The sequence below is a fragment of the Pseudomonas sp. LM13 genome (assembly GCF_041381355.1).
GTDB lineage: Bacteria > Pseudomonadota > Gammaproteobacteria > Pseudomonadales > Pseudomonadaceae > Stutzerimonas > Stutzerimonas frequens.
This window is the reverse complement of sequence record NZ_JACBXH010000022.1, coordinates 31,340-50,250: the sequence shown is the minus strand read 5'-3', so window position 1 is coordinate 50,250 and position 18,911 is coordinate 31,340. Positions and strand designations below refer to the sequence as shown.

General features: G+C 64.7%; 16 protein-coding genes. 12 read left to right on the top strand and 4 right to left on the bottom strand.

Going from position 1 to position 18,911, the window contains the following annotated elements; all coding sequences use genetic code 11:
- Window positions 1-31: 31 nt before the first annotated feature.
- The gene (locus HZR81_RS14670) at window positions 32-427 is read right to left on the bottom strand and encodes a MerR family transcriptional regulator (protein ID WP_102840899.1); all 396 of its coding nucleotides are present in this window, start codon (window positions 425-427) and stop codon (window positions 32-34) included.
- Between the two features lie 63 nt (window positions 428-490).
- Between HZR81_RS14670 and HZR81_RS14665 the strand changes: the two genes are divergently transcribed.
- On the top strand, window positions 491-1,138 hold the full coding sequence (locus tag HZR81_RS14665; protein WP_500128553.1) for a cation efflux transmembrane domain-containing protein: 648 nt from the start codon (window positions 491-493) through the stop codon (window positions 1,136-1,138).
- Window positions 1,139-1,169: 31 nt separating this feature from the next.
- Here HZR81_RS14665 and HZR81_RS14660 read toward each other — a convergent pair whose 3' ends face one another.
- The gene (locus HZR81_RS14660) at window positions 1,170-3,068 is read right to left on the bottom strand and encodes a metallophosphoesterase family protein (protein ID WP_500128565.1); all 1,899 of its coding nucleotides are present in this window, start codon (window positions 3,066-3,068) and stop codon (window positions 1,170-1,172) included.
- Between the two features lie 123 nt (window positions 3,069-3,191).
- On the bottom strand, window positions 3,192-4,028 hold the full coding sequence (locus HZR81_RS14655) for a CAP domain-containing protein (protein WP_500128552.1): 837 nt from the start codon (window positions 4,026-4,028) through the stop codon (window positions 3,192-3,194).
- Between the two features lie 150 nt (window positions 4,029-4,178).
- On the opposite strand from HZR81_RS14655, the gene HZR81_RS14650 reads away from it, so the two are divergent.
- From HZR81_RS14650 to HZR81_RS14635, 4 genes are all read left to right on the top strand, one after another.
- A complete protein-coding gene (locus tag HZR81_RS14650; RefSeq protein ID WP_095461156.1) occupies window positions 4,179-4,580 on the top strand; it encodes a hypothetical protein in 402 nt (133 codons plus the stop codon).
- A gap of 167 nt (window positions 4,581-4,747) precedes the next feature.
- The gene (locus HZR81_RS14645; protein WP_500128551.1) at window positions 4,748-5,782 is read left to right on the top strand and encodes a MerR family transcriptional regulator; all 1,035 of its coding nucleotides are present in this window, start codon (window positions 4,748-4,750) and stop codon (window positions 5,780-5,782) included.
- 147 nt (window positions 5,783-5,929) lie between these two features.
- Entirely contained in the window at window positions 5,930-7,930 is a 2,001-nt protein-coding gene (locus HZR81_RS14640; protein ID WP_500128550.1) for a peptidase U32 family protein, read from the top strand.
- Window positions 7,931-8,082: 152 nt separating this feature from the next.
- Window positions 8,083-8,676, top strand: coding sequence for a hypothetical protein (locus HZR81_RS14635; RefSeq protein WP_253747968.1), 594 nt, complete (start codon window positions 8,083-8,085; stop codon window positions 8,674-8,676).
- Here the strand turns inward: HZR81_RS14635 and HZR81_RS14630 are convergent.
- Window positions 8,663-9,406: a DUF72 domain-containing protein gene (locus HZR81_RS14630; protein WP_500128549.1), complete on the bottom strand. Its 744-nt coding sequence runs from the start codon at window positions 9,404-9,406 to the stop codon at window positions 8,663-8,665. The two genes, HZR81_RS14635 and HZR81_RS14630, sit on opposite strands and share 14 nt — an antisense overlap.
- 87 nt (window positions 9,407-9,493) lie before the next feature.
- Between HZR81_RS14630 and HZR81_RS14625 the strand changes: the two genes are divergently transcribed.
- The 7 genes from HZR81_RS14625 to glpD all read left to right on the top strand — a co-directional run bounded on the left by HZR81_RS14625 (window position 9,494) and on the right by glpD (window position 18,905).
- Window positions 9,494-10,282, top strand: coding sequence for an ion transporter (locus HZR81_RS14625; protein ID WP_500128548.1), 789 nt, complete (start codon window positions 9,494-9,496; stop codon window positions 10,280-10,282).
- Between the two features lie 98 nt (window positions 10,283-10,380).
- The gene (locus tag HZR81_RS14620) at window positions 10,381-12,738 is read left to right on the top strand and encodes a helicase-related protein (RefSeq protein ID WP_500128547.1); all 2,358 of its coding nucleotides are present in this window, start codon (window positions 10,381-10,383) and stop codon (window positions 12,736-12,738) included.
- A 75-nt stretch (window positions 12,739-12,813) separates the two neighbouring features.
- Window positions 12,814-13,578 carry a YoaK family protein gene (locus HZR81_RS14615; RefSeq protein WP_014819958.1) on the top strand — a complete coding sequence of 255 codons (765 nt, stop codon included), beginning with the start codon at window positions 12,814-12,816 and terminating at the stop codon, window positions 13,576-13,578.
- Between the two features lie 226 nt (window positions 13,579-13,804).
- Window positions 13,805-14,686, top strand: a complete 882-nt coding sequence (locus tag HZR81_RS14610) for an MIP/aquaporin family protein (protein WP_500128546.1) — start codon at window positions 13,805-13,807, stop codon at window positions 14,684-14,686.
- A gap of 12 nt (window positions 14,687-14,698) precedes the next feature.
- Window positions 14,699-16,207: a glycerol kinase GlpK gene (gene glpK, locus HZR81_RS14605; protein ID WP_500128545.1), complete on the top strand. Its 1,509-nt coding sequence runs from the start codon at window positions 14,699-14,701 to the stop codon at window positions 16,205-16,207.
- A 133-nt stretch (window positions 16,208-16,340) separates the two neighbouring features.
- Window positions 16,341-17,099 (top strand): DeoR family transcriptional regulator, encoded by a 759-nt coding sequence (locus HZR81_RS14600; protein WP_133455875.1) that lies wholly within the window; start codon window positions 16,341-16,343, stop codon window positions 17,097-17,099.
- 270 nt (window positions 17,100-17,369) lie between these two features.
- Window positions 17,370-18,905 carry a glycerol-3-phosphate dehydrogenase gene (gene glpD / locus HZR81_RS14595; protein ID WP_500128544.1) on the top strand — a complete coding sequence of 512 codons (1,536 nt, stop codon included), beginning with the start codon at window positions 17,370-17,372 and terminating at the stop codon, window positions 18,903-18,905.
- Window positions 18,906-18,911: the final 6 nt, after the last annotated feature.

Below are 18,911 nucleotides of genomic sequence, written 5' to 3'. Positions count from 1 at the left end.
GAGGTTCGCCAGAACCGGCAACACTCATCCATCAATCGGCCGCCGACAGCGCTTCGATGATCCGGCACTCGCGGACCGACGACTCGCTGCAGCCCGCCAGGCGCTGCAGCTCCGCTTCGAGCCGCTGCAGGTCGGCGATGCGCTGACGTACCTGCACCAGATGCGTCTGTACCAGGCGATCGACGTCGGTGCAGGCATGTCCCGGCTGGTCGGCCAGCTCGACCAGGGTGCGGATTTCGTCGAGGGAAAACCCGAGCTCCCGCCCGCGCTTGATGAAGCGCAATCGGGCCGCGTCCTGCTCACTGTAGGTGCGGTAGCCGGACGACGTCCGCGCCGGCGCCGCGAGCAGCCCGATGCGCTCGTAGTAGCGGATGGTTTCCACGTTCACCGCGGTGGCCTGACTGAGCTTGCCGATGGTTAGAGGCATGACTTGACCCTGTAGCTGCTACAGGGTTTAGCGTATCGCCATCGACATTTCGAGGCGACGTTCATGGCAGGAAATTGCTGCAACAGTGGTTGCGCCAGCGCAGCGGTGCGCGGGCGTTATCGGCGGGTTCTCTGGATCGCGCTGCTGATCAACCTGGCGATGTTCGCTGTCGAGATCGGCGCAGGCGTGCGCTCGGGATCGGTATCGCTGCTGGCCGATTCGCTGGATTTCTTCGGCGATGCGGCCAACTACGGTGTCAGCCTGTTCGTGTTGGGCCTTGGCGTGGTGATGCGCGCGCGAGCGTCGCTGGCCAAGGCGCTGACCATGGGTCTGTTCGGCGTGTTCATCCTGGTGGTCGCGATCGACAACTTCATCGATGCCAGCGTGCCGCAGGCCACGACCATGGGCATCGTCGGCACGATCGCGCTGCTGGCCAACGTCGCCGTGGCGCTCATGCTCTATGCCTACCGTGAAGGCGACAGCAACATGCGCAGCGTCTGGCTGTGCAGCCGCAACGATGCGCTGGGCAATATCGCCGTGATGCTCGCGGCGCTGGGTGTGTTCGGCACCGGCGCGGGCTGGCCGGACCTGATCGTGGCCAGCATCATGGCGCTGCTATCGATCAGCGCCGCCGTGCAGATCACCCGCCACGCCCTCGACGAACTGCGCACCGAACGATTGGCCGCCAGCGAACTGGAGCGAGGTGCCTGATCGCTGGCGTCACGACCCTCTATAGATCGCTCTACGGCCGGTTGCGCTCGCGAAGGAACGCCACCGGCGCCGAGCCGTCGGCGTTCAGCTGGAGGATCTCGCGCGGCCTGCCCTGCTCGTCCAGCACCAACAGGCCGATGCCCGAGCCGTTCCATAGCCGTTCGCCGGCCTGACTGCGGTCCGGTACGCGCGGCACGACTTCCAGCCGACGGCGCTTGGTCAGCCAGTTCAGTGGCGACCAGGGCGCGTAGAGCCAGCGGTTGAGGCGATCGAACCAGTCCAGCAGGCGCCGCGGAAACTCGTTCTTCACGCCGCTGCTGGTGATCTGCCACAGCTGAGGTGCGGTATCGCGACCGCGAATATGCACTTCGTAGACGAACGAGTAATGCACGTCGCCGGAGAGGACCACGTAGTTACCGGGCGTACGTGAATGGCGGAAGATGTTCATCATCACGTGGGCCGCGCCGCGGTGCGCCATCCAGTTCTCCGCATCGACCAGCAACGGCTGGCCGGCCCAGCTGAACACCCGCTGCACCGCCTCGATCAGCTTGACGCCGAACATCGGCGCCGGCGACACGATCAGCACCGCCGGCTTGTCGAGGATGTTCTGCTGGAATTCGCTCAGCGCCTCCCAATCCATCAGGCCGGACGGTCGACTGAGGTTGCGCTCGCTGCGCCAGCGCCGGGTGCGGGTGTCGAGCACCACCAGCGGCGGCTCGGTCGGAAGTTCATAGCCCCAGCCGTCGAGATGCAGCAGGGTGTCGATGAAGCGGTTCTGCTCGACGCAATCGAGCCAGCCGTCATGCACACTGGCCAACAAGCGCTGCATCTGTTCCAGCAGCGCGACGAATCGCTCCGGCTGGTTGCCCCAGGCCTGGCACAGCAGGTAGGCGATCAGCGCGTTACCGATGATGCGCCGCGAGAACGGGTGCTCATAGGCGGTTTGCTCCCAGCGGGCCGAGAGGTTCCAGTCGTCGGTGATGTCATGGTCGTCGAAGATCATCAGCGACGGCACGTGCGCCAACGCCCGCGCCACCCGCGGCAGGCCCTCGCGGAACTTAAGCAGGCAGCGCTCTTCGCATCGATAGCGCTCGGCGTGCTCTGACTCCAGCGCAGGCATGACCGGCGCGATCAGCGACCAGGGCGTCGGCGACCAGACCAGCAGGTACAGCGCCATGACTTCGGCCAGGCTGATGAGGTGGTTCTGCCCGTTGGCAGTGGTGAACACCGGCTTGTCGACGCCACCGAAGAAGCGCTCGCGCAGCGCCTCGTTGGATTTGAACGCCGGCAGCAGCTGCTCGCGGTGGTAGTAGGTCGCCGGATGCGCCATCAGCTCGTCGCTGTCATCCACCACGGCACCTTCGAGACGCTCGCCGTAGAGGCCGAGACGGCGCACCAGCGCATGGATGGCTACCAGCATCGGTCCGGCGACGTCGTCGGCATAGACCTGATCGCCAGTCATCAGCAGCACGGCCGGGCGCGCCGCCGGATCGTCCAACGCATCGTGCAGCAACTCATCCACGCACAGCAGGCCATCCGCGGCGGCGTGGTGCGGTTTGCGGCAGGAGCCGTGCAGCAGGCGGTCGAGCCGCGACTTGATGACGAAACTCGGCGCTGTCGCATCGCCGTAGAGCAGATGCGGCGCCCAGTCGGCGATGCCCTGCTGCGTTGAGCCGGTGTGGATGAGCAGGTCGTAAGCGATCAGGCAGTCGCTGGGCAACGGCGCCGGTGGCACGGCCTGGATCAGGTGCAGCACTGCATGCTCGCCGATCGCCAGGCGCTGGCAATCCAGTTCTTGCGGCGCTATGTGGCACTGCAGCCCCCCGGCCGGGCTTTCGAGCAGCAGCGAGAGCGTCAGCGATCGCGAAGCGACCAGCCACAACACGATCCGGCCAGGCTCGACCCGACGCAGCAGCGGACCGGCAAGCACGGGCGGGAGGTCATGGGTTGGGGGTATATCGCTCAAGGGTAGACCTGATTACTGGAACGAGGACTCTCTGACAGCGGGCCGCTGCCGAACGCTCCGCGGTGGAACGGCCGCCAGCGTCGTCGATCAGGGCGCACCGAACATCGCCGTCCAGTAGATGGCCGCATCGCTCTGCGGATCGACCGCATAAGCGGCACCAAGCTCGGTGAACTGCGGGTTCATCAGGTTCGCGCAATGCCCTGGGCTGGCCAGCCAACCCTCCAGCACCTTGCGGGCGGTCGGCAGCGCGGCGGCGATATTCTCGCCCACCTGCCTGCCCGTGTAGCCGGCCAGTTCAGCACGATCGCCAGGGGTACGCCCGTCCTCGCCCAGATGGCTGAAGAAATTGCGATTGGCCATCGCGCGGCTGTGCGCTTCGGCCGTGCTACCGAGCGTCTCGTTCCAGCTCAGCGGCCCGGTGGCGGCGAAATCCTGCGTACCGCAGCGCCGGGCCGATGCCCGCGCCGTATTGATCTGTTCCAGCAGTTTCTGCCCTTCGGCCTGCCAGTCGCCGAGGCGACCATCGAGCAGCGGCCGCGCCACCACGATGCGCCAGTCGCGACCTTCGCGGCTGACGCCGATATCGGTGAACTGAGGGTCGAGGATCACCCGGCAGAAGCTTTCGCGCAGCGCCTGCATCGCCGCCTGGGCATCCCGCGGCCCGGACAGCGTGATCGCCTGCACCGTGACCATCGGATAGCCCGCACGGGACAAGGCATCCTGCAGGTCACCGGCGGCACCGACCGGCAGGTTCAGCCGCGAATCGGCCGTGAGTGGCGGCAATTCCTCGCTGGCCTTGCTGCCGCAGCGCTGCACCTCGCCACGGTAGGCATTGATCGACTCGACCAGCCGGGCCTCCTCGGCCGCAGCGGTGCCGGCAACGCAAAGGGTCGCCAGCAGCAGGACGGATGACAGAACACGCATGACAGTTCTCCAGCGATGGCCCTGACGGGACGGCGCGCACCCGGCGCGGAACAGGCGCCATGGTGCGCGACGCGGCCGAGCTTGTCATCACTAGCCGGCACAACGCCAGCGGCTGGGCGCCTTGCCCGGCCTTGGCTATGATCGAACGCCATGAACGATCATCCACCGCTTCGCCAATCCTGCCCGCCCGGCACCTGCACCTGCCGGCGCGACGAACTGCTGGAAACGCCCGGAGCGGACGTGCGCATCCTGCGACTGACCCGTCACGAGGAACGCCGCCTGCTGGAGCGACTCGAGAACCTGCAGAGCCTGGAGGACCTCGAACGACTGCAGCAGCGCATGTTCGATCAGTTGGGCATTCGCGTCAGCGTGAGCCCTGGGCACAACGAAGTGCGCAGCATGCGCGGCATCGCCATCGAGTTCGCCGAGCAACCAGGCCTTTGTCGCAAGACTCGCCCGGCCATCGCGGCCGCCATTCGCCGGGGTCTGGAAACGCATCCGGAAGTCGCCTGGCGCCTGCTCGATGCGCATGACTTGCTGGGTGGGCTATGAGCGTGCGTCCCATCACGATCACCCTGCGCTCGCTGCCATGCACTGTTTCATAGCCGAGCCTGCCACCGCCTGACCCCGCGTCGAAAAAAAATCCGTTGCTGCCGCTTGACCCTCACGCAGCGTCAGCCCCGACGATCCCTGCCGTGCGAAACGAAAAGGAGACATCAATGTTGCTCAAGGTAGGCGAACTGGCCAGGCGCTCCGGCGTGACCGTCCGAACGCTGCATCACTACGACAACCTTGATCTGCTCAAACCGTCCGCACGCTCCGATGCCGGTTATCGGCTCTACGACCGCAAGGACGTCGAGCGCCTGCATCACATCCAGGCACTGCGTGGCCTTGGCCTGTCGCTGACCGGCATCGGAGCCCTGTTGAACCAGCGCGCGGTTTCCCTGCCCGGACTGATCGACCAGCAATTGCTGCAGCTCGATCGCCAGTTGCAGAGCCTCCAGCGCCTACGCAGCCGATTGCAAAGGCTGCGCGAGCGCTACGTCCTGGGCGAGGAACCCGCGCTGACCGACCTACTGGATACCCTGGGATCGATGATCATGTACGAGAAGCACTTTTCCGCCGACGAACTGGCCAGGCTGGCCTTCACCGAACGCCTCGACCAAGGCACCAGTGCCTGGCCCGCCCTGGCTGAGCAGGTCAAGGCACTGATGGAGGCCGGCGTACCGACGCAGGCTGAGCAAGCACAGCGGCTGGCGCGGGACTGGATGATCCAGCTCGAGCGCGACACCGCGCAGGACCCAACCCTGCTGACCCGGCTCGACACCATGCACGCAGCCGAGCCCGGGCTGCAGCAGCGAACCGGCGTCAGCCAGGCCATGCGCGACTATGTGCTGGCGGCGTTCGCCGAATACCGCCTGGCGATCTACCGTCGCCACCTGACGGACGACGAGTTCGCCCGCATGCGCAAGCATTACGCCGCAAGCCTGCGCCAATGGCCGGAACTGCTCGCGCAGCTTCAGCGCTGCCGTAGCGAGCGTCTGCCGCCGGAGCACGAGCAGGTGACCGCACTAGCCCGCCGCTGGGGTGAGTTGTTCAGCGCTTACGCCGGCCCGAACGCCGACACCCAGCGCCGAATTCAGCAGGCCGAGCAGCAGGAACCGGAGTTGCAGGCCGGCACCTGGGTAGCGCCCGAGCTGATCGACTACCTGCGGCAGGCCATGGCGGCGCTGATGCAGCACGCCCGCAACTAGACAGACCGCCGGCGCGAGCCTGCGTGCCAGCCACGCAGATTCCCGCCTCGGCCGGCAACAGATCGTCGCCAACGGCGGTGTTGCGCATGGACGCTGCGCAGCAAGTCTTTACAATGCACGACCTCGAAACACAGCCGGTCCGTGCCCATGTCCCTTCCCAAGCACCATCTCGAACTGCTCGCCCCTGCCCGTGACGCCAGCATCGCCCGCGAGGCCATCCTGCATGGCGCCGATGCGGTGTACATCGGCGGCCCCAGCTTTGGTGCCCGGCACAACGCCGAGAACAGCGTGGCGGACATTGCCGAACTGGTGAAATTCGCCCACCTGTTTCATGCGCGGGTGTTCGTCACCATCAACACCATCCTGCATGACGACGAGCTGGAAGCCGCGCGCGCGCTGATCCAGCAGCTGTACGAGATCGGTGTCGATGCGCTGATCGTGCAGGACATGGGCATCATGGAGCTGGATATCCCGCCCATCGAGATCCATGCCAGCACCCAGACCGATATCCGCACGCTGGAACGGGCCAAGTTCCTCGACAAGGCCGGTTTCTCGCAGCTGGTTCTCGCCCGCGAGCTGAACCTGCAGGAGATCCGCGCGATCTACGAAGAAGTGGATTCGACCCTGGAGTTCTTCATCCATGGTGCGCTGTGCGTGGCATTTTCCGGGCAGTGCAATATCAGCCACGCGCAGACCGGGCGCAGCGCCAACCGCGGCGACTGCTCGCAGGCCTGCCGCCTGCCCTACACGCTAAAGGACGATCAGGGCCGCGTGGTGGCCTTCGAGAAGCACCTGCTGTCGATGAAGGACAATAACCAGAGCGCCAACCTGAGCGCCCTGGTCGACGCCGGCGTGCGCTCGTTCAAGATCGAGGGGCGCTACAAGGATGTGAGCTACGTGAAGAACATCACCGCTTACTACCGCCAGCGCCTGGACGGCATTCTTGCCGAACGCCCTGACCTGGCCCGCGCCTCCAGCGGCCGCACTGATCACTTTTTCGTCCCGGACCCGGACAAGACGTTCCACCGCGGTAGCACCGACTACTTCGTCACCGACCGCAAGATCGACATCGGCGCCTTCGACTCGCCGACCTTCACCGGCCTCGCCGTGGGTGAAGTGCTCAAGGTCGGCAAGCATGACCTGACCGTGCAGACCCGCGAGCCGCTCTCAAACGGCGACGGCCTCAACGTGCTGATCAAGCGCGAGGTGGTGGGTTTCCGTGCCAGCGTGGTCGAGCCGCTGAAGCAGTTCGAGGAGGACGGTCAGCCGTTCTGGCAGTACCGCGTCGAACCCAACGAAATGCCCGCCGCGATGCGCCAGGTGCGTCCGAACCACCCGCTCAACCGCAACCTGGACCACAACTGGCAGAACGCACTGCTCAAGACCTCCGCCGAGCGCCGCATCGGTGTGCGGTGGCTGGCAAAATTGCGCGCCGATGAGCTGGAGCTGCATGTCACCAGCGAGGAAGGCGCCTATGCCACGGCCACCCTGCCCGGCCCCTTTGGCGAAGCGAAGAAGCCCGAGCAGGTGCCCCGCCAGATCGCCGACCTGCTGAGCCAACTGGGCACCACCATCTACCACGCCGAAGAGGTCGAGGTGGATGCGCCGCAGGCGTTCTTCATCCCCAACTCGCAACTCAAGGCGCTGCGCCGCGAAGCCATCGAGGCACTGACCGAAGCGCGCGAAGCCATCCGCCCGCGCGGTGGGCGCAAGCCGGTCAGCGTGCCGCCGCCGGTCTACCCCGAGTCGCACCTGTCGTTTCTCTACAACGTCTACAACGAGAAAGCCCGCGCCTTCTATCACCGTTACGGCGTGCAGCTGATCGACGCCGCCTACGAAGCCCACGAGGAGCCCGGCGAAGTCCCGGTGATGATCACCAAGCACTGCCTGCGCTTCTCCTTCAATCTGTGCCCGAAACAGGCCAAGGGCGTCACCGGGGTGCGTACGAAGGTTGCGCCGATGCAGCTGGTGCACGGTGATGAAGTGCTGACCCTGAAGTTCGACTGCAAGCCCTGCGAGATGCACGTGATCGGCAAGATGAAGGGCCACATCCTCGACCTGCCACAGCCGGGCAGCGCCTCCAGCGTGGTCGGCCAGATCACCCCGGATGACCTGCTCAAGACCATTCGCCGGGCACCGCAGGCCTGACAGCCGGCCGGGCAGCCACGAGCACGGCTGCCCCGGCTCATGTCCACACACATTTGCGCCGGAACCATCCCCGGCCACCTCGCGCCAAAGATTCATGGCCTTTACCGAACCATCCATGAATCGCAGCTCCGCTGCCCGACACGAGGTGATCCATGAAACAGATTCTGATCGCAGCATTCGATCGCTACGAGCAAGCCCAACAGGTCAAGCAGACGCTCGTGCAGCAGGGCATCGCCGTCGAAGACATCCAGCTGTCGGCGTCCATGAACCCTGAGCAGGTCAATAGCAGCCGCGTGGAGGTGGTTGGCGAGGAGCCCGCCCCGGATGCCACCGCGGCCGAACATATCGGCAATTTCTTCCGCAAGGTCTTCGGCGATGGTGCCGCCGCCCACGCTGGTCGTTACCCCGAGGCGGCGCGCCGCGGATCGACGATCGTGACGGTATCGCTTGAGGATGAAGCGCGGGTGCCGGCGGTGGAGCGGATCATGGAGCACAACGGCGCCATCGATATCGACGAGCGCAGCGCAACCTGGGGCGACGACGCCACGCCGGTCACCGCCAGCACCGAGACGCTGACCACCGGCTACCCGGACGCCACCTCCATCAGCGTCGACGAACGCGAGCTGGACGGCACGGCGACGCCTGAGCGCGGCCAGGAGTTCGCCAGCATCCCCGGTCGCACCGAGAACGAGAAGGCCGCGCGGCGCGACAACACCGCCGGGCGCGTGCGGATCATTCCGCGCTGAGCCGGCGCAACATCACCTGGAGCGTCAGCGCATTTTCCGGCGCGGCGCCGCTGGCGGTGTTGTCGAAGATGCACCAGCAAGGCACACCCGACCTCGCGCAGTCTTCCAGCTGTTCGGCCAGGCTTTGCAGCCACTGGTCGGCGTAGGACGAGTGGTAGACGCGTGGCGAGCCGTGCAATCGGTAGTAGCGCATACCCAGCCAACCACCCGGCTGGTCGCCACCCAGGATTGGCGAAGGGTCCGCGGCGACCCGCGCGATACGCCAGTGGGCCAGCTGCGCATCGGCGTCGAGCCAGCTGGCATGCCGCGGCTCCAGCGCCAGGGCACCGCCGTAGCGCTTACGCAAGCCTGCAAGGAAACCCTCGGCCATCGGACGCTCGTAGACCAGCGACGGCGGCAGCTGCAGCAACAGGCAGCCAAGGCTGGCACCCAGCTCGCTGACTTCAACTAGAAAGCGCTCGAGTTCTTCCATGCCCCCGTGCAGGCGTTTGTCATGACTGATCTGTCGCGGCAGCTTGACGCAGAAACTGAACCCGGCCGGCACGCTGGCGGCCCATTTGCGGTAGGTCGCCGGGCGATGCGGGCGGTAGAAGGATGAATTGATTTCCACCGCCGGCAGCCGCCGGGCATAGCGCTCCAGATGCGTGCCGTCTCCAGTGAACTCCGGCCAGACGGCACGCGGCAGACTCCAGCCGGCGCAGCCGAGACGAATGGCTTCGCTCGGGTTCATCGACACTTCACGCCTTCCGGTCCGGCGCGAAGTCGGCGCTGTGCTTTAAACTTCGGCGCTTCTCCGCCATATCCACATGGTTCACTCATGAAACATCGCCTCGTCACGCCCTTCCAGATCCTGATTCTGGTGCTGTCGATCTATGTGGTCGGTGCGCTGATGGCCGATCTGCTGCTCGATCTTCCCGACGACATCTCGACACTGCTTGGCTATCTGGACAACATCGTCTGCTTCTTTTTCTTTCTCGATTTCTGGATGCGTCTGCAGCAGGCCGAGAGCAAGCGGCAGTTCATGCGCTGGGGCTGGATCGATCTGTTGGCCAGCATTCCAGCCGGCGGCTTCCAGGCGGCGAAGCTGTTCCGCGTGTTCCAGCTTTTGCGGGTGCTGCGCGCGATCAAGTCGGTGCGACTGATCTGGCGAATCCTGTTTCGCAATCGCGCTGAGGGCATCGTCGCCTCCGCTGCCACCGCGACCATGCTGCTGGTGGCGTTCGGCGCGCTGACCATGCTGCTGGTCGACGCGCCCAATCCACAGAGTTCGATCAATACGCCGGAAGAGGCGCTGTGGTGGGCGTTCGTCACCGTGACCACGGTGGGCTACGGCGACTTCTATCCGGTCACCACTCTGGGCCGCATCGTCGCGGTGCTGCTGATGGTGTCCGGGGTCGGTCTGTTCGGCAGCTTCGCGGCCTACATCGGTTCTCTGTTCGTCGCCGACCGCAACGAGGAAGACAACCGCGACCAGCTGGCCGACCGCGAAACCCTGCAGCGACTGCTGGTACAGGTGGAATGTCTGACTGAAGAAGTGCGCAGCCTGAAACTGCAACTGGGGGATGATCGCCGCAACGATGGCGATGCGGTGGAGCGAGGGGTTTGATTCGTTCGCACGCATCGTCGACCAAGGGGCACAGTCTGGCGAGCAAACGAGCGCAGAGCGAGTCGTAAAAAGAAGACTGATCAGCAAAGGTGTCGATCATGGCCAAGGCCGGGGGCAAGCAGTTCAAATCCGTCAGGCTCGCGCGCCTGGCGCGGTTCATCGAGTGGGCAACGGCGCGTTATCCGGATTTCGTGCCGAAAAAACACCATCAGGAAAAGTGGTTCGCGCCCTATATCGGCTACCCGATGCAGGGCCTTGGTCGGGCGGCGAAAGCCTTCTGGCTGGGCTTACATGCATCGGCAGTCGATCAGTTGATGGCCGAGCCCGCGGCGGATGAGCTGATCGAGCGGATCGTCAGCCGCGACCTTGGCGAGATCCCCTGCCACGTCGATGTGTTCGGCAGCGAGAAGATCTTCACCCTGGGCTCGCCCGCTCATCTGCTGGAGCCGGAGTGGGCGCTGCGCCTGGCCGACAGCCCACAGCGCGACGACTTCCCAGGCAATCTCCAGGCGGCCGTGCAGCAGTACGTGCGCGGCCGTCTGCAGTTGCTCGAGCGTCCCTTCGCCGAGATGGACGAAGAGGAACGCCAGCGCTGCCTGGCGCGGATCCGGCCGGAGCTGTCGCGACTCGACGAGTTCCTGCAGCACGCGGTCGCCACGGTCAACGAGATCCGCCATGACCTGCGCTATCTGGTGACGCTGCACCATGGCCCGCTCGAGCTGGAACTGCAGCGGCGCATTCCCGCCGAGCAGGACCACTTGCTCAGCGCTGCCGAAGTCGAGGCCTGGCAACGCCAGGACCGGGCCGACCTGCAGGCCAGCTTCGAACGCATGCTCGAACTCGGCGACGGCTTCGACCTGCAGCAGCTCGGCCACAAGCGGCTCACCGAACTGCTGATGCTCGAACCCGGCCGCATGCGCAAGGCTGTTCGCGCCGCCCGCCGCGAGCATGAGGAACGCATGGCGTTTGCCGTGCTGCTGGAGAACAATCCGCGCTTTGTTCACTACCACAAGCTCTATCCGGCGCGCCGTCTGACGCGGCGCTGGATCGCCCTGCTCGGCCCCACCAACAGCGGCAAGACGCACCGTTCGATCGAGGCGATGGCGGCCGCCGAACACGCCATCTACCTCTCGCCGCTGCGCCTGATGGCGCTGGAGAATCAGGAGCGCATCGAGTCGATGGGCGTGCCCTGCTCGCTGGTCACCGGCGAGGAGGAAATCATTCGCGAAGGCGCCACGCACTTCTGCTGTACCGTGGAGGAGTTCGCGCGTTTCCGCCATCAGCACTGGGACGTGGTGGTGGTCGACGAGGTGCAGATGATGGCCGACCCGCAACGTGGCTGGGCCTGGGTCGATGCGTTGGTCAGCGCGCATACGCCGAAGCTGATGATGACCGGGCCGGCGCTGATCGAGCCATCGCTACGCACGCTCTGCGACCTCTGCGAAGACCAGCTGCAGGTGCAGCGCACCAAGCGTCTGTCGCCAGTGGAAGTATCCAAGCGCTCCACCACGCTGGAGCGCCTGGAACCCGGCTCGCTGCTGGTGGCGTTCAGCCGCAAGCTGGTGCTGGAACTCAAGGGCATGCTCGAGAGCGTCGGCAAGAGCGTCTCGGTGGTCTACGGCGCGCTTTCGCCGGAGGTGCGTCGCGAGCAGGCCCGCCGCTTCCGCGAAGGCGAGGCGGACATCATGGTCGCCACCGACGCGGTGGGCATGGGCCTCAACCTGCCGGCGCACACGCTGTGCTTCTATACCGACGAGAAGTTCGACGGCATCCAGAACCGCCAGCTCAAGGTCCAGGAGGTCAAGCAGATCGGTGGCCGCGCCGGGCGTTTCGGTCACCACGACAGCGGCGAGATCACCGCGCTGGACCCGCAGACGCTCAAGTCCATCCGCCGCCTGTTCAACAGCCCGGATGCGCCGGTGGACCTGAGCCAGTTTCAGGTGCGCCCGTCCATCGATCACCTGTCCGCCATTTCCGAACTGATGGGCGAGCCGAGCCTGCTGCGCGCCTGGCTGACCTTCAACCGCAACATCAATTACGGCGAGGCGTTCATCTCGGTGCTGCCGGACGAACTGGCCGAATGGATCGAACTGATCGACGACCCGAAGATTCCGCTCTGGCTGCGCTGGACGTTCGCCTGCACGCCGATCCGCGGCGGCTTCGACAGCCCGGCCAGCCAGCATGCACAGCGCTGGATCAAGCGCGTCGCCGAAGGGCACGCCATTCCGATGCCCAAGCTGCTGCTCGGCAGCGACTTGTCCAGCCTGGAAAGTACCTTGCACGTGGTGGAAACCTACCTGCATCTGGCCCGCAGCTTGCCCGAGCATTTTCCCGAGCACGACGACGGTGAAGACGCGGGCAAGCTGCTGAACGATGCCATCACCCGTGAACTGTCACGCCAGCGCAAGCCACGGGCAGCACGACGCGGCGGTCGCAAGGCCGGACGGCGACGCTGAGAATTTTCGCCAACCACGATCCAGCCAGGTCGGCCGCTCTATAATCGCCGCTTTGCTGCCGAACGCGAGCCTGCCATGCCGATCAAGTACGCCCGTCGTCTGACCGATCGTAGACGGACCGTCCATAGCAATCGCCAGCTTGGCCTGTGCCTCGCCTTCGTAGCGGGGGCCGCCAATGCCGGCGGATTCATCGCCGTCCAGCAGTACACCTCGCACATGACCGGTATCGTTTCGGCAATGGCCGATAACCTCGCGCTCGGCGCCACCGACCTGGCGCTGGCCGGCTTCGGCGCACTGCTCTCGTTCATCCTCGGCGCGATGTGCTCGACGCTGATGATCAACTTCTCGCGGCGGCGCCGGCTGCATAGCCAGTACGCGCTACCGCTGGCGCTGGAAGCCGCACTATTGCTGCTGTTCGGCATCCTCGGCGCGCGGCTGATGTTGGTTCCCGGGTTTTTCGTGCCGCTGACCGTGGTGCTGCTGTGCTTCATCATGGGCCTGCAGAACGCGATCATCACCAAGCTTTCCAACGCCGAGGTGCGCACCACCCATATCACCGGGATGGTGACCGATATCGGCATCGAGCTGGGCCGGCTGATCTACTTCAACCGCAATCGTCATGACGACATGCCACCGGTCCGGGCCAATCGACAGCGCCTGCGTATCAACCTGCTGATGGTGATGAGCTTCTTCGTCGGCGGCTTGAGCGGCGCCATCGGCTTCAAGCATTTCGGCTTCATCGCCACGGTCCCGCTGGCCGCCTTGCTGTTGGCACTGGCGCTGGTGCCGATGGCTGACGATCTGCTGCTCGGCTGGCGCCTCTGGCGGCGTCGGCGCTAAGACACCGACGGTTTCCAACGCCTACAGGTTGGAAAGGCTGCATCGGTCACGGCTAAGACGCGCAGCGACAGCAGGCACGCTCATTTGTTCCCGCAGCGCGCCCGTAAAATGTTCGAATTTTTACTTTGACAGCAGCTTTTATTGCCTCTAAGTTTTCGTTTCCGAACAATTCCGAACCAACGCAGTGCTCGGAATAAAACAAAAACAAACGAACGAGGCTCCGCGCATGAGTACGCCCATCGTCCCGACGCTCAAGGGACAATGCATCGCCGAATTTCTCGGCACTGCCCTGCTTATCTTCTTCGGTACCGGCTGCGTCGCAGCGCTCAAGCTCGGCGGTGCCGACCTGGGATTGTGGGAAATCAGCATCATCTGGGGCATCGGCGTTTCGATGGCGGTGTACCTTGCCGCCGGCGTCTCCGGTGCCCACCTGAACCCGGCCGTCACCATCGCACTGTGGCTGTTCGGCACCTTCGAGCGGCACCGGGTGCCGGCCTACATCCTGGCGCAGGTGGCCGGCGCCTTCTGCTCCGCGGCATTGGTCTACGGGTTGTACAGCAGCCTGTTTTTCGATTTCGAACAGGCCCAGCAGATGGTTCGCGGCAGCGTCGAGAGTCTCGAGCTCGCGTCGATCTTCTCCACCTATCCGCACGCCTCGTTGTCGTTCGGTCAGTCGTTCCTTGTCGAAGTGGTCATTACGGCCATTCTGCTGGCGATGATCATGGCCATCACCGATGACGGCAATGGCCTGCCCAGCGGCCCGCTCGCACCTTTGCTGATCGGCCTGCTGATCGCCGTGATCGGCGGCGCCATGGGACCGCTGACCGGCTTCGCGATGAATCCCGCGCGGGATTTCGGGCCTAAACTGATGACCTTCTTTGCCGGCTGGGGTGATGTGGCCTTTACCGGCGGGCGAGACATCCCGTATTTCCTGGTCCCGATCTTCGCCCCGATTCTCGGTGCCTGCCTCGGCGCTGCAGGTTACAAGGCACTCATCTGCCGGCACCTGCCGGGCGTTGGCTCTGCCGCCTGCGATGCACCGAAACCCAAGGAAAAGGCCTCTGCCGAAATGGGCTCCGCCCAGCCCGATATCAGCAAAGTTCGCTAAGGAAACGTCGCCATGAGCAATCAAAACAAGCAATTCGTCGTCGCCCTCGACCAGGGCACCACCAGCTCCCGCGCCATTGTGCTGGACCGCAACGCCAACGTGGTGACCATCGCCCAGCGCGAGTTCGCGCAGATCTACCCGCAACCGAGCTGGGTCGAGCACGACCCCATGGAAATCTGGGCGACCCAGAGCGGCGTGTTCGTCGAAGCCCTGGCCCAGGCCAGCATCACCAACGAGCAGGTGGCGGCGATCGGCATCACCAACCAGCGCGAAACCGCCATCGTCTGGGACAAGATCACCGGCCGGCCGATCTACAACGCCATCGTCTGGCAGAGCCGCCAGAGCACGCCGATCTGCGACCAGCTCAAGCGCGACGGCATGGAGGCGCACATCCGCAAGACCACCGGCCTGGTGATCGACCCCTACTTCTCCGGCACCAAGATCAAGTGGATTCTCGACCACGTCGAGGGCAGCCGTGAGCGCGCTCGCCGCGGCGAACTGCTGTTCGGCACCGTCGACTGCTGGCTGATCTGGAAGATGACCCAGGGCAAGGCCCACGTTACCGACTACACCAACGCCTCGCGCACCATGCTGTTCGACATCCACAAGCTGGACTGGGATCCGGTGATGCTCGAGGCGCTGGATATCCCGCGCGAAATGCTGCCGGACGTGCGTTCCTCGTCGGAAATTTACGGGCACGCCTACATCGGCTCGGGCCAGAGCACCGGCATTCCCATCGCAGGCATCGCCGGGGATCAGCAGGCCGCGCTGTTCGGCCAGATGTGCGTCGAGCCCGGGCAGGCCAAGAACACCTACGGCACAGGCTGCTTCCTGCTGATGAATACCGGGACCAAGGCAGTGCAGTCCGAACATGGCCTGCTGACCACCATCGCCTGCGGGCCGCGGGGCGAAGTGAATTACGCGCTGGAAGGCGCCATCTTCAACGGCGGCTCCACCGTGCAGTGGCTGCGTGACGAGCTGAAGGTGCTCAACGAATCGCTGGACTCGGAGTACTTCGCCACCAAGGTGCCGGACAGCAACGGTATCTACCTGGTGCCGGCGTTCACCGGCCTTGGCGCGCCCTACTGGGATCCGCGCGCGCGCGGCGCACTGTTCGGCCTGACACGCGGGGTCAAGGTCGACCATCTGATCCGTGCAGCGCTGGAGTCCATCGCCTACCAGACCCGCGACGTGCTCGACGCCATGCAGCAGGACGCCGGCGAGCGCCTGCGCGCCTTGCGCGTCGACGGCGGCGCAGTGGCCAACAACTTCCTCATGCAGTTCCAGGCCGACCTGCTCGGCACCCAGGTCGAACGCCCGCAGATGAAGGAAACCACCGCCCTCGGCGCGGCCTACCTGGCCGGACTGGCGACCGGTTTCTGGAGCGATCTCGACGAGTTGCGCAGCAAGAGCAGCATCGAGCGGGTGTTCGAACCGGCGTGCGGAAGTGAACAGCGCGAAGCGCTCTATCGCGGCTGGCAGAAGGCGGTCGACCGTACGCGCAACTGGGCCGAAGACTGATCTGACGGACAGCAGGCCTGCCTCTGAAGGGTTTCCGAGGCAGGCCTGGCATGTGCGAATTCGAACAGGCAGCGCTTTAAACGAACGCCAGACTACGGCATGCTTCCCGCACAACAGCGAACAAGGAAGCCTCATGAGCCTGGCGCCCCGACAGCAGAACATTCTGGAACTCGTGCGCGAGCGCGGCTACGTGAGCATCGACGAGCTGGCACGGCATTTCGCCGTCACCCCGCAGACCATCCGACGCGACATCAATCAGCTCGGCGATGCCGGCCTGCTGCGGCGCTACCACGGTGGCGCGGCCTACGATTCCAGCGTACAGAACACCGCCTACAGCCAGCGCGCGCATCAGATGCGCGACGAGAAGTTGCGCATCGCCGCCGCCATGGCCGCGCGCATCCCCGATCAGGCTTCGCTGTTCATCAATATCGGCACCACTACCGAGGCCATCGCCCGCGCCCTGCTCAACCATCGCGACCTGAAGATCATCACCAACGACCTGCACGTGGCGAGCATTCTCAGCACCAAGGAAGATTTCGATGTGCTGATCGCCGGCGGCAACGTGCGCAGCGATGGCGGCGTGGTGGGCCAGGCCACCGCCGACTTCATCAGCCAGTTCAAGGTCGATTTCGCCCTGATCGGCATCAGCGGCATCGACGAGGACGGCACCCTGCTCGACTTCGACTACCAGGAAGTCCGCGTCTCCCAGGCGATCATCCATAACGCACGCAAGGTGTTTCTGGCAGCGGACTCCAGCAAGTTCGGCCGTAGCGCCATGACGCGCCTGGGCTCGCTGGAGCAGATCGACTGCCTGTTCACCGACTCGGCACCTTCCGAGGTATTCGCCGAGCTGCTGGCCCGCCACAAGGTGCAAGTGGAGATCGCCGACTAGGTTTGGCAGCAGCTCGTGCGCGGACAAGTCCGCTCGCGCAGCGATGACAGAACGCTAGTAGCGAATTCAAGCGCTTACGGGCAGGCTGAATCTGGCCGGGCAACGCTATGCGAGCCCTCACGACTGCCGAACAGCGACAACCAACCAGAAGCACAAGGTTCGAATATTTTCTTTTTTATATATTTTCGAACATTTTTGCTTTCAAGCGGATTCTTTTGCGAATAGCATGTTCAAAACCGAACATGATCTTTCGTTTCCGAGGAGAAGCCCGTGCCCCATTCCGCCCAGCCCGTCTCCGAGCTCTATGACGTCGCCGTGATCGGCGGCGGTATCAATGGCGTCGGTATTGCTGCCGATGCAGCTGGTCGCGGGCTTTCTGTGTTCCTTTGCGAACGCGACGACCTGGCCAGCCATACGTCATCGGCCAGCAGCAAGCTCATCCACGGTGGTCTGCGCTATCTGGAGCACTATGAGTTCCGCCTCGTCCGCGAGGCACTGGCCGAGCGTGAAGTGCTGCTGGCCAAGGCACCGCATATCGTCAAGCCGATGCGCTTCGTGTTGCCCCACCGTCCGCACCTGCGCCCGGCGTGGATGATCCGTGCCGGTCTTTTTCTTTACGACAACCTGGGCATGCGCAAGAAGCTGCCGGCATCGCGGGGTTTGCGTTTCGGAAGCGATAGCCCGCTCAAGCCGGCGATCACCCGTGGTTTCGAATACTCGGACTGCTGGGTTGACGACGCGCGGCTGGTGGTGCTCAACGCCATGGCGGCACGGGAGAAAGGCGCGCACATCCATACCCGCACCCAGTGCCTGAGCGCCAAGCGTGCTGGCGGCATCTGGCATGTCGAGCTGCAGCGCGAGGACGGCAGCCGCTTCTCGCTAAAGGCCAAGGCACTGGTCAATGCGGCCGGTCCCTGGGTCGCACAGTTCATCGGCGAAAACCTGCAACAGCGCTCACCTTATGGCATCCGCCTCATTCAGGGCAGCCACATCATCGTGCCCAAGCTGTATGAAGGTGAGCAGGCCTACATCATGCAGAACGAGGATCGGCGCATCGTCTTCGCCATCCCCTACCTGGATCGTTACACCATGATCGGCACCACGGATCGCGAATATCGTGGCGACCCGGCCAAGGTGAGCATCAGCGAGGAGGAGATCGCCTACGTACTGGGCGTGGCCAACACTCACTTTCGCAAGCAGCTCGAGCCCAGGGACATCGTGCATACCTTCGCCGGCGTCCGGCCGCTGTGCGACGACGAATCGGATAACCCGTCCGCGGTTACCCGCGATTACACCCTGTCGCTGGCGGCGGAAGAAAAGCAAGCGCCGCTGCTTTCGGTGTTCGGCGGCAAGCTGACCACCTACCGCAAGCTCGCCGAGTCGGCGATGGCGCAGCTCAAGCCGTTCTTCCCGGCCATGGGTGAAAGCTGGACGGCGCTGGCGGCACTGCCTGGCGGTGAAGGCATGAGCACGGCCGATGCACTCACCGAAGAGCTGGTGGCCAAGGTACAGGGGCTGAACCTGCCGCTGGCCAGGCGCTGGGCAACCCTATACGGCAATCGGGTATGGCGCATGCTCGGCGAAGCGCGCTCGCTCGATGCGCTGGGCGAGGATCTCGGCCAGCAGCTGTATGCGCAGGAAGTCGACTACCTGCGGCGCGAGGAGTGGGCAACCCAGGTGGATGACATCCTCTGGCGCCGCACCAAACTCGGGCTGGCCTTCAGCGAGCCGGAAAAGGCTCGCCTGCAGCGTTACCTGACAGAGCGGCCGGACAGCGAAAACACGCGCAGCAGCGACGCCGCCTGAGACAGC

Bases quoted from the DNA above. Each gene is read 5' to 3' on its own strand.
- HZR81_RS14635 (WP_253747968.1), top strand. From the start codon at position 8,083: ATGAAACAGATTCTGATCGCAGCATTCGATCGCTACGAGCAAGCCCAA.
- HZR81_RS14620 (WP_500128547.1), top strand. From the start codon at position 10,381: ATGGCCAAGGCCGGGGGCAAGCAGTTCAAATCCGTCAGGCTCGCGCGC.
- HZR81_RS14630 (WP_500128549.1), bottom strand. From the start codon at position 9,406: ATGAACCCGAGCGAAGCCATTCGTCTCGGCTGCGCCGGCTGGAGTCTG.
- HZR81_RS14640 (WP_500128550.1), top strand. From the start codon at position 5,930: ATGTCCCTTCCCAAGCACCATCTCGAACTGCTCGCCCCTGCCCGTGAC.
- HZR81_RS14610 (WP_500128546.1), top strand. From the start codon at position 13,805: ATGAGTACGCCCATCGTCCCGACGCTCAAGGGACAATGCATCGCCGAA.
- HZR81_RS14615 (WP_014819958.1), top strand. From the start codon at position 12,814: ATGCCGATCAAGTACGCCCGTCGTCTGACCGATCGTAGACGGACCGTC.
- HZR81_RS14650 (WP_095461156.1), top strand. From the start codon at position 4,179: ATGAACGATCATCCACCGCTTCGCCAATCCTGCCCGCCCGGCACCTGC.
- HZR81_RS14600 (WP_133455875.1), top strand. From the start codon at position 16,341: ATGAGCCTGGCGCCCCGACAGCAGAACATTCTGGAACTCGTGCGCGAG.
- HZR81_RS14670 (WP_102840899.1), bottom strand. From the start codon at position 427: ATGCCTCTAACCATCGGCAAGCTCAGTCAGGCCACCGCGGTGAACGTG.
- HZR81_RS14665 (WP_500128553.1), top strand. From the start codon at position 491: ATGGCAGGAAATTGCTGCAACAGTGGTTGCGCCAGCGCAGCGGTGCGC.
- HZR81_RS14645 (WP_500128551.1), top strand. From the start codon at position 4,748: ATGTTGCTCAAGGTAGGCGAACTGGCCAGGCGCTCCGGCGTGACCGTC.
- HZR81_RS14625 (WP_500128548.1), top strand. From the start codon at position 9,494: ATGAAACATCGCCTCGTCACGCCCTTCCAGATCCTGATTCTGGTGCTG.
- HZR81_RS14655 (WP_500128552.1), bottom strand. From the start codon at position 4,028: ATGCGTGTTCTGTCATCCGTCCTGCTGCTGGCGACCCTTTGCGTTGCC.
- glpK (WP_500128545.1), top strand. From the start codon at position 14,699: ATGAGCAATCAAAACAAGCAATTCGTCGTCGCCCTCGACCAGGGCACC.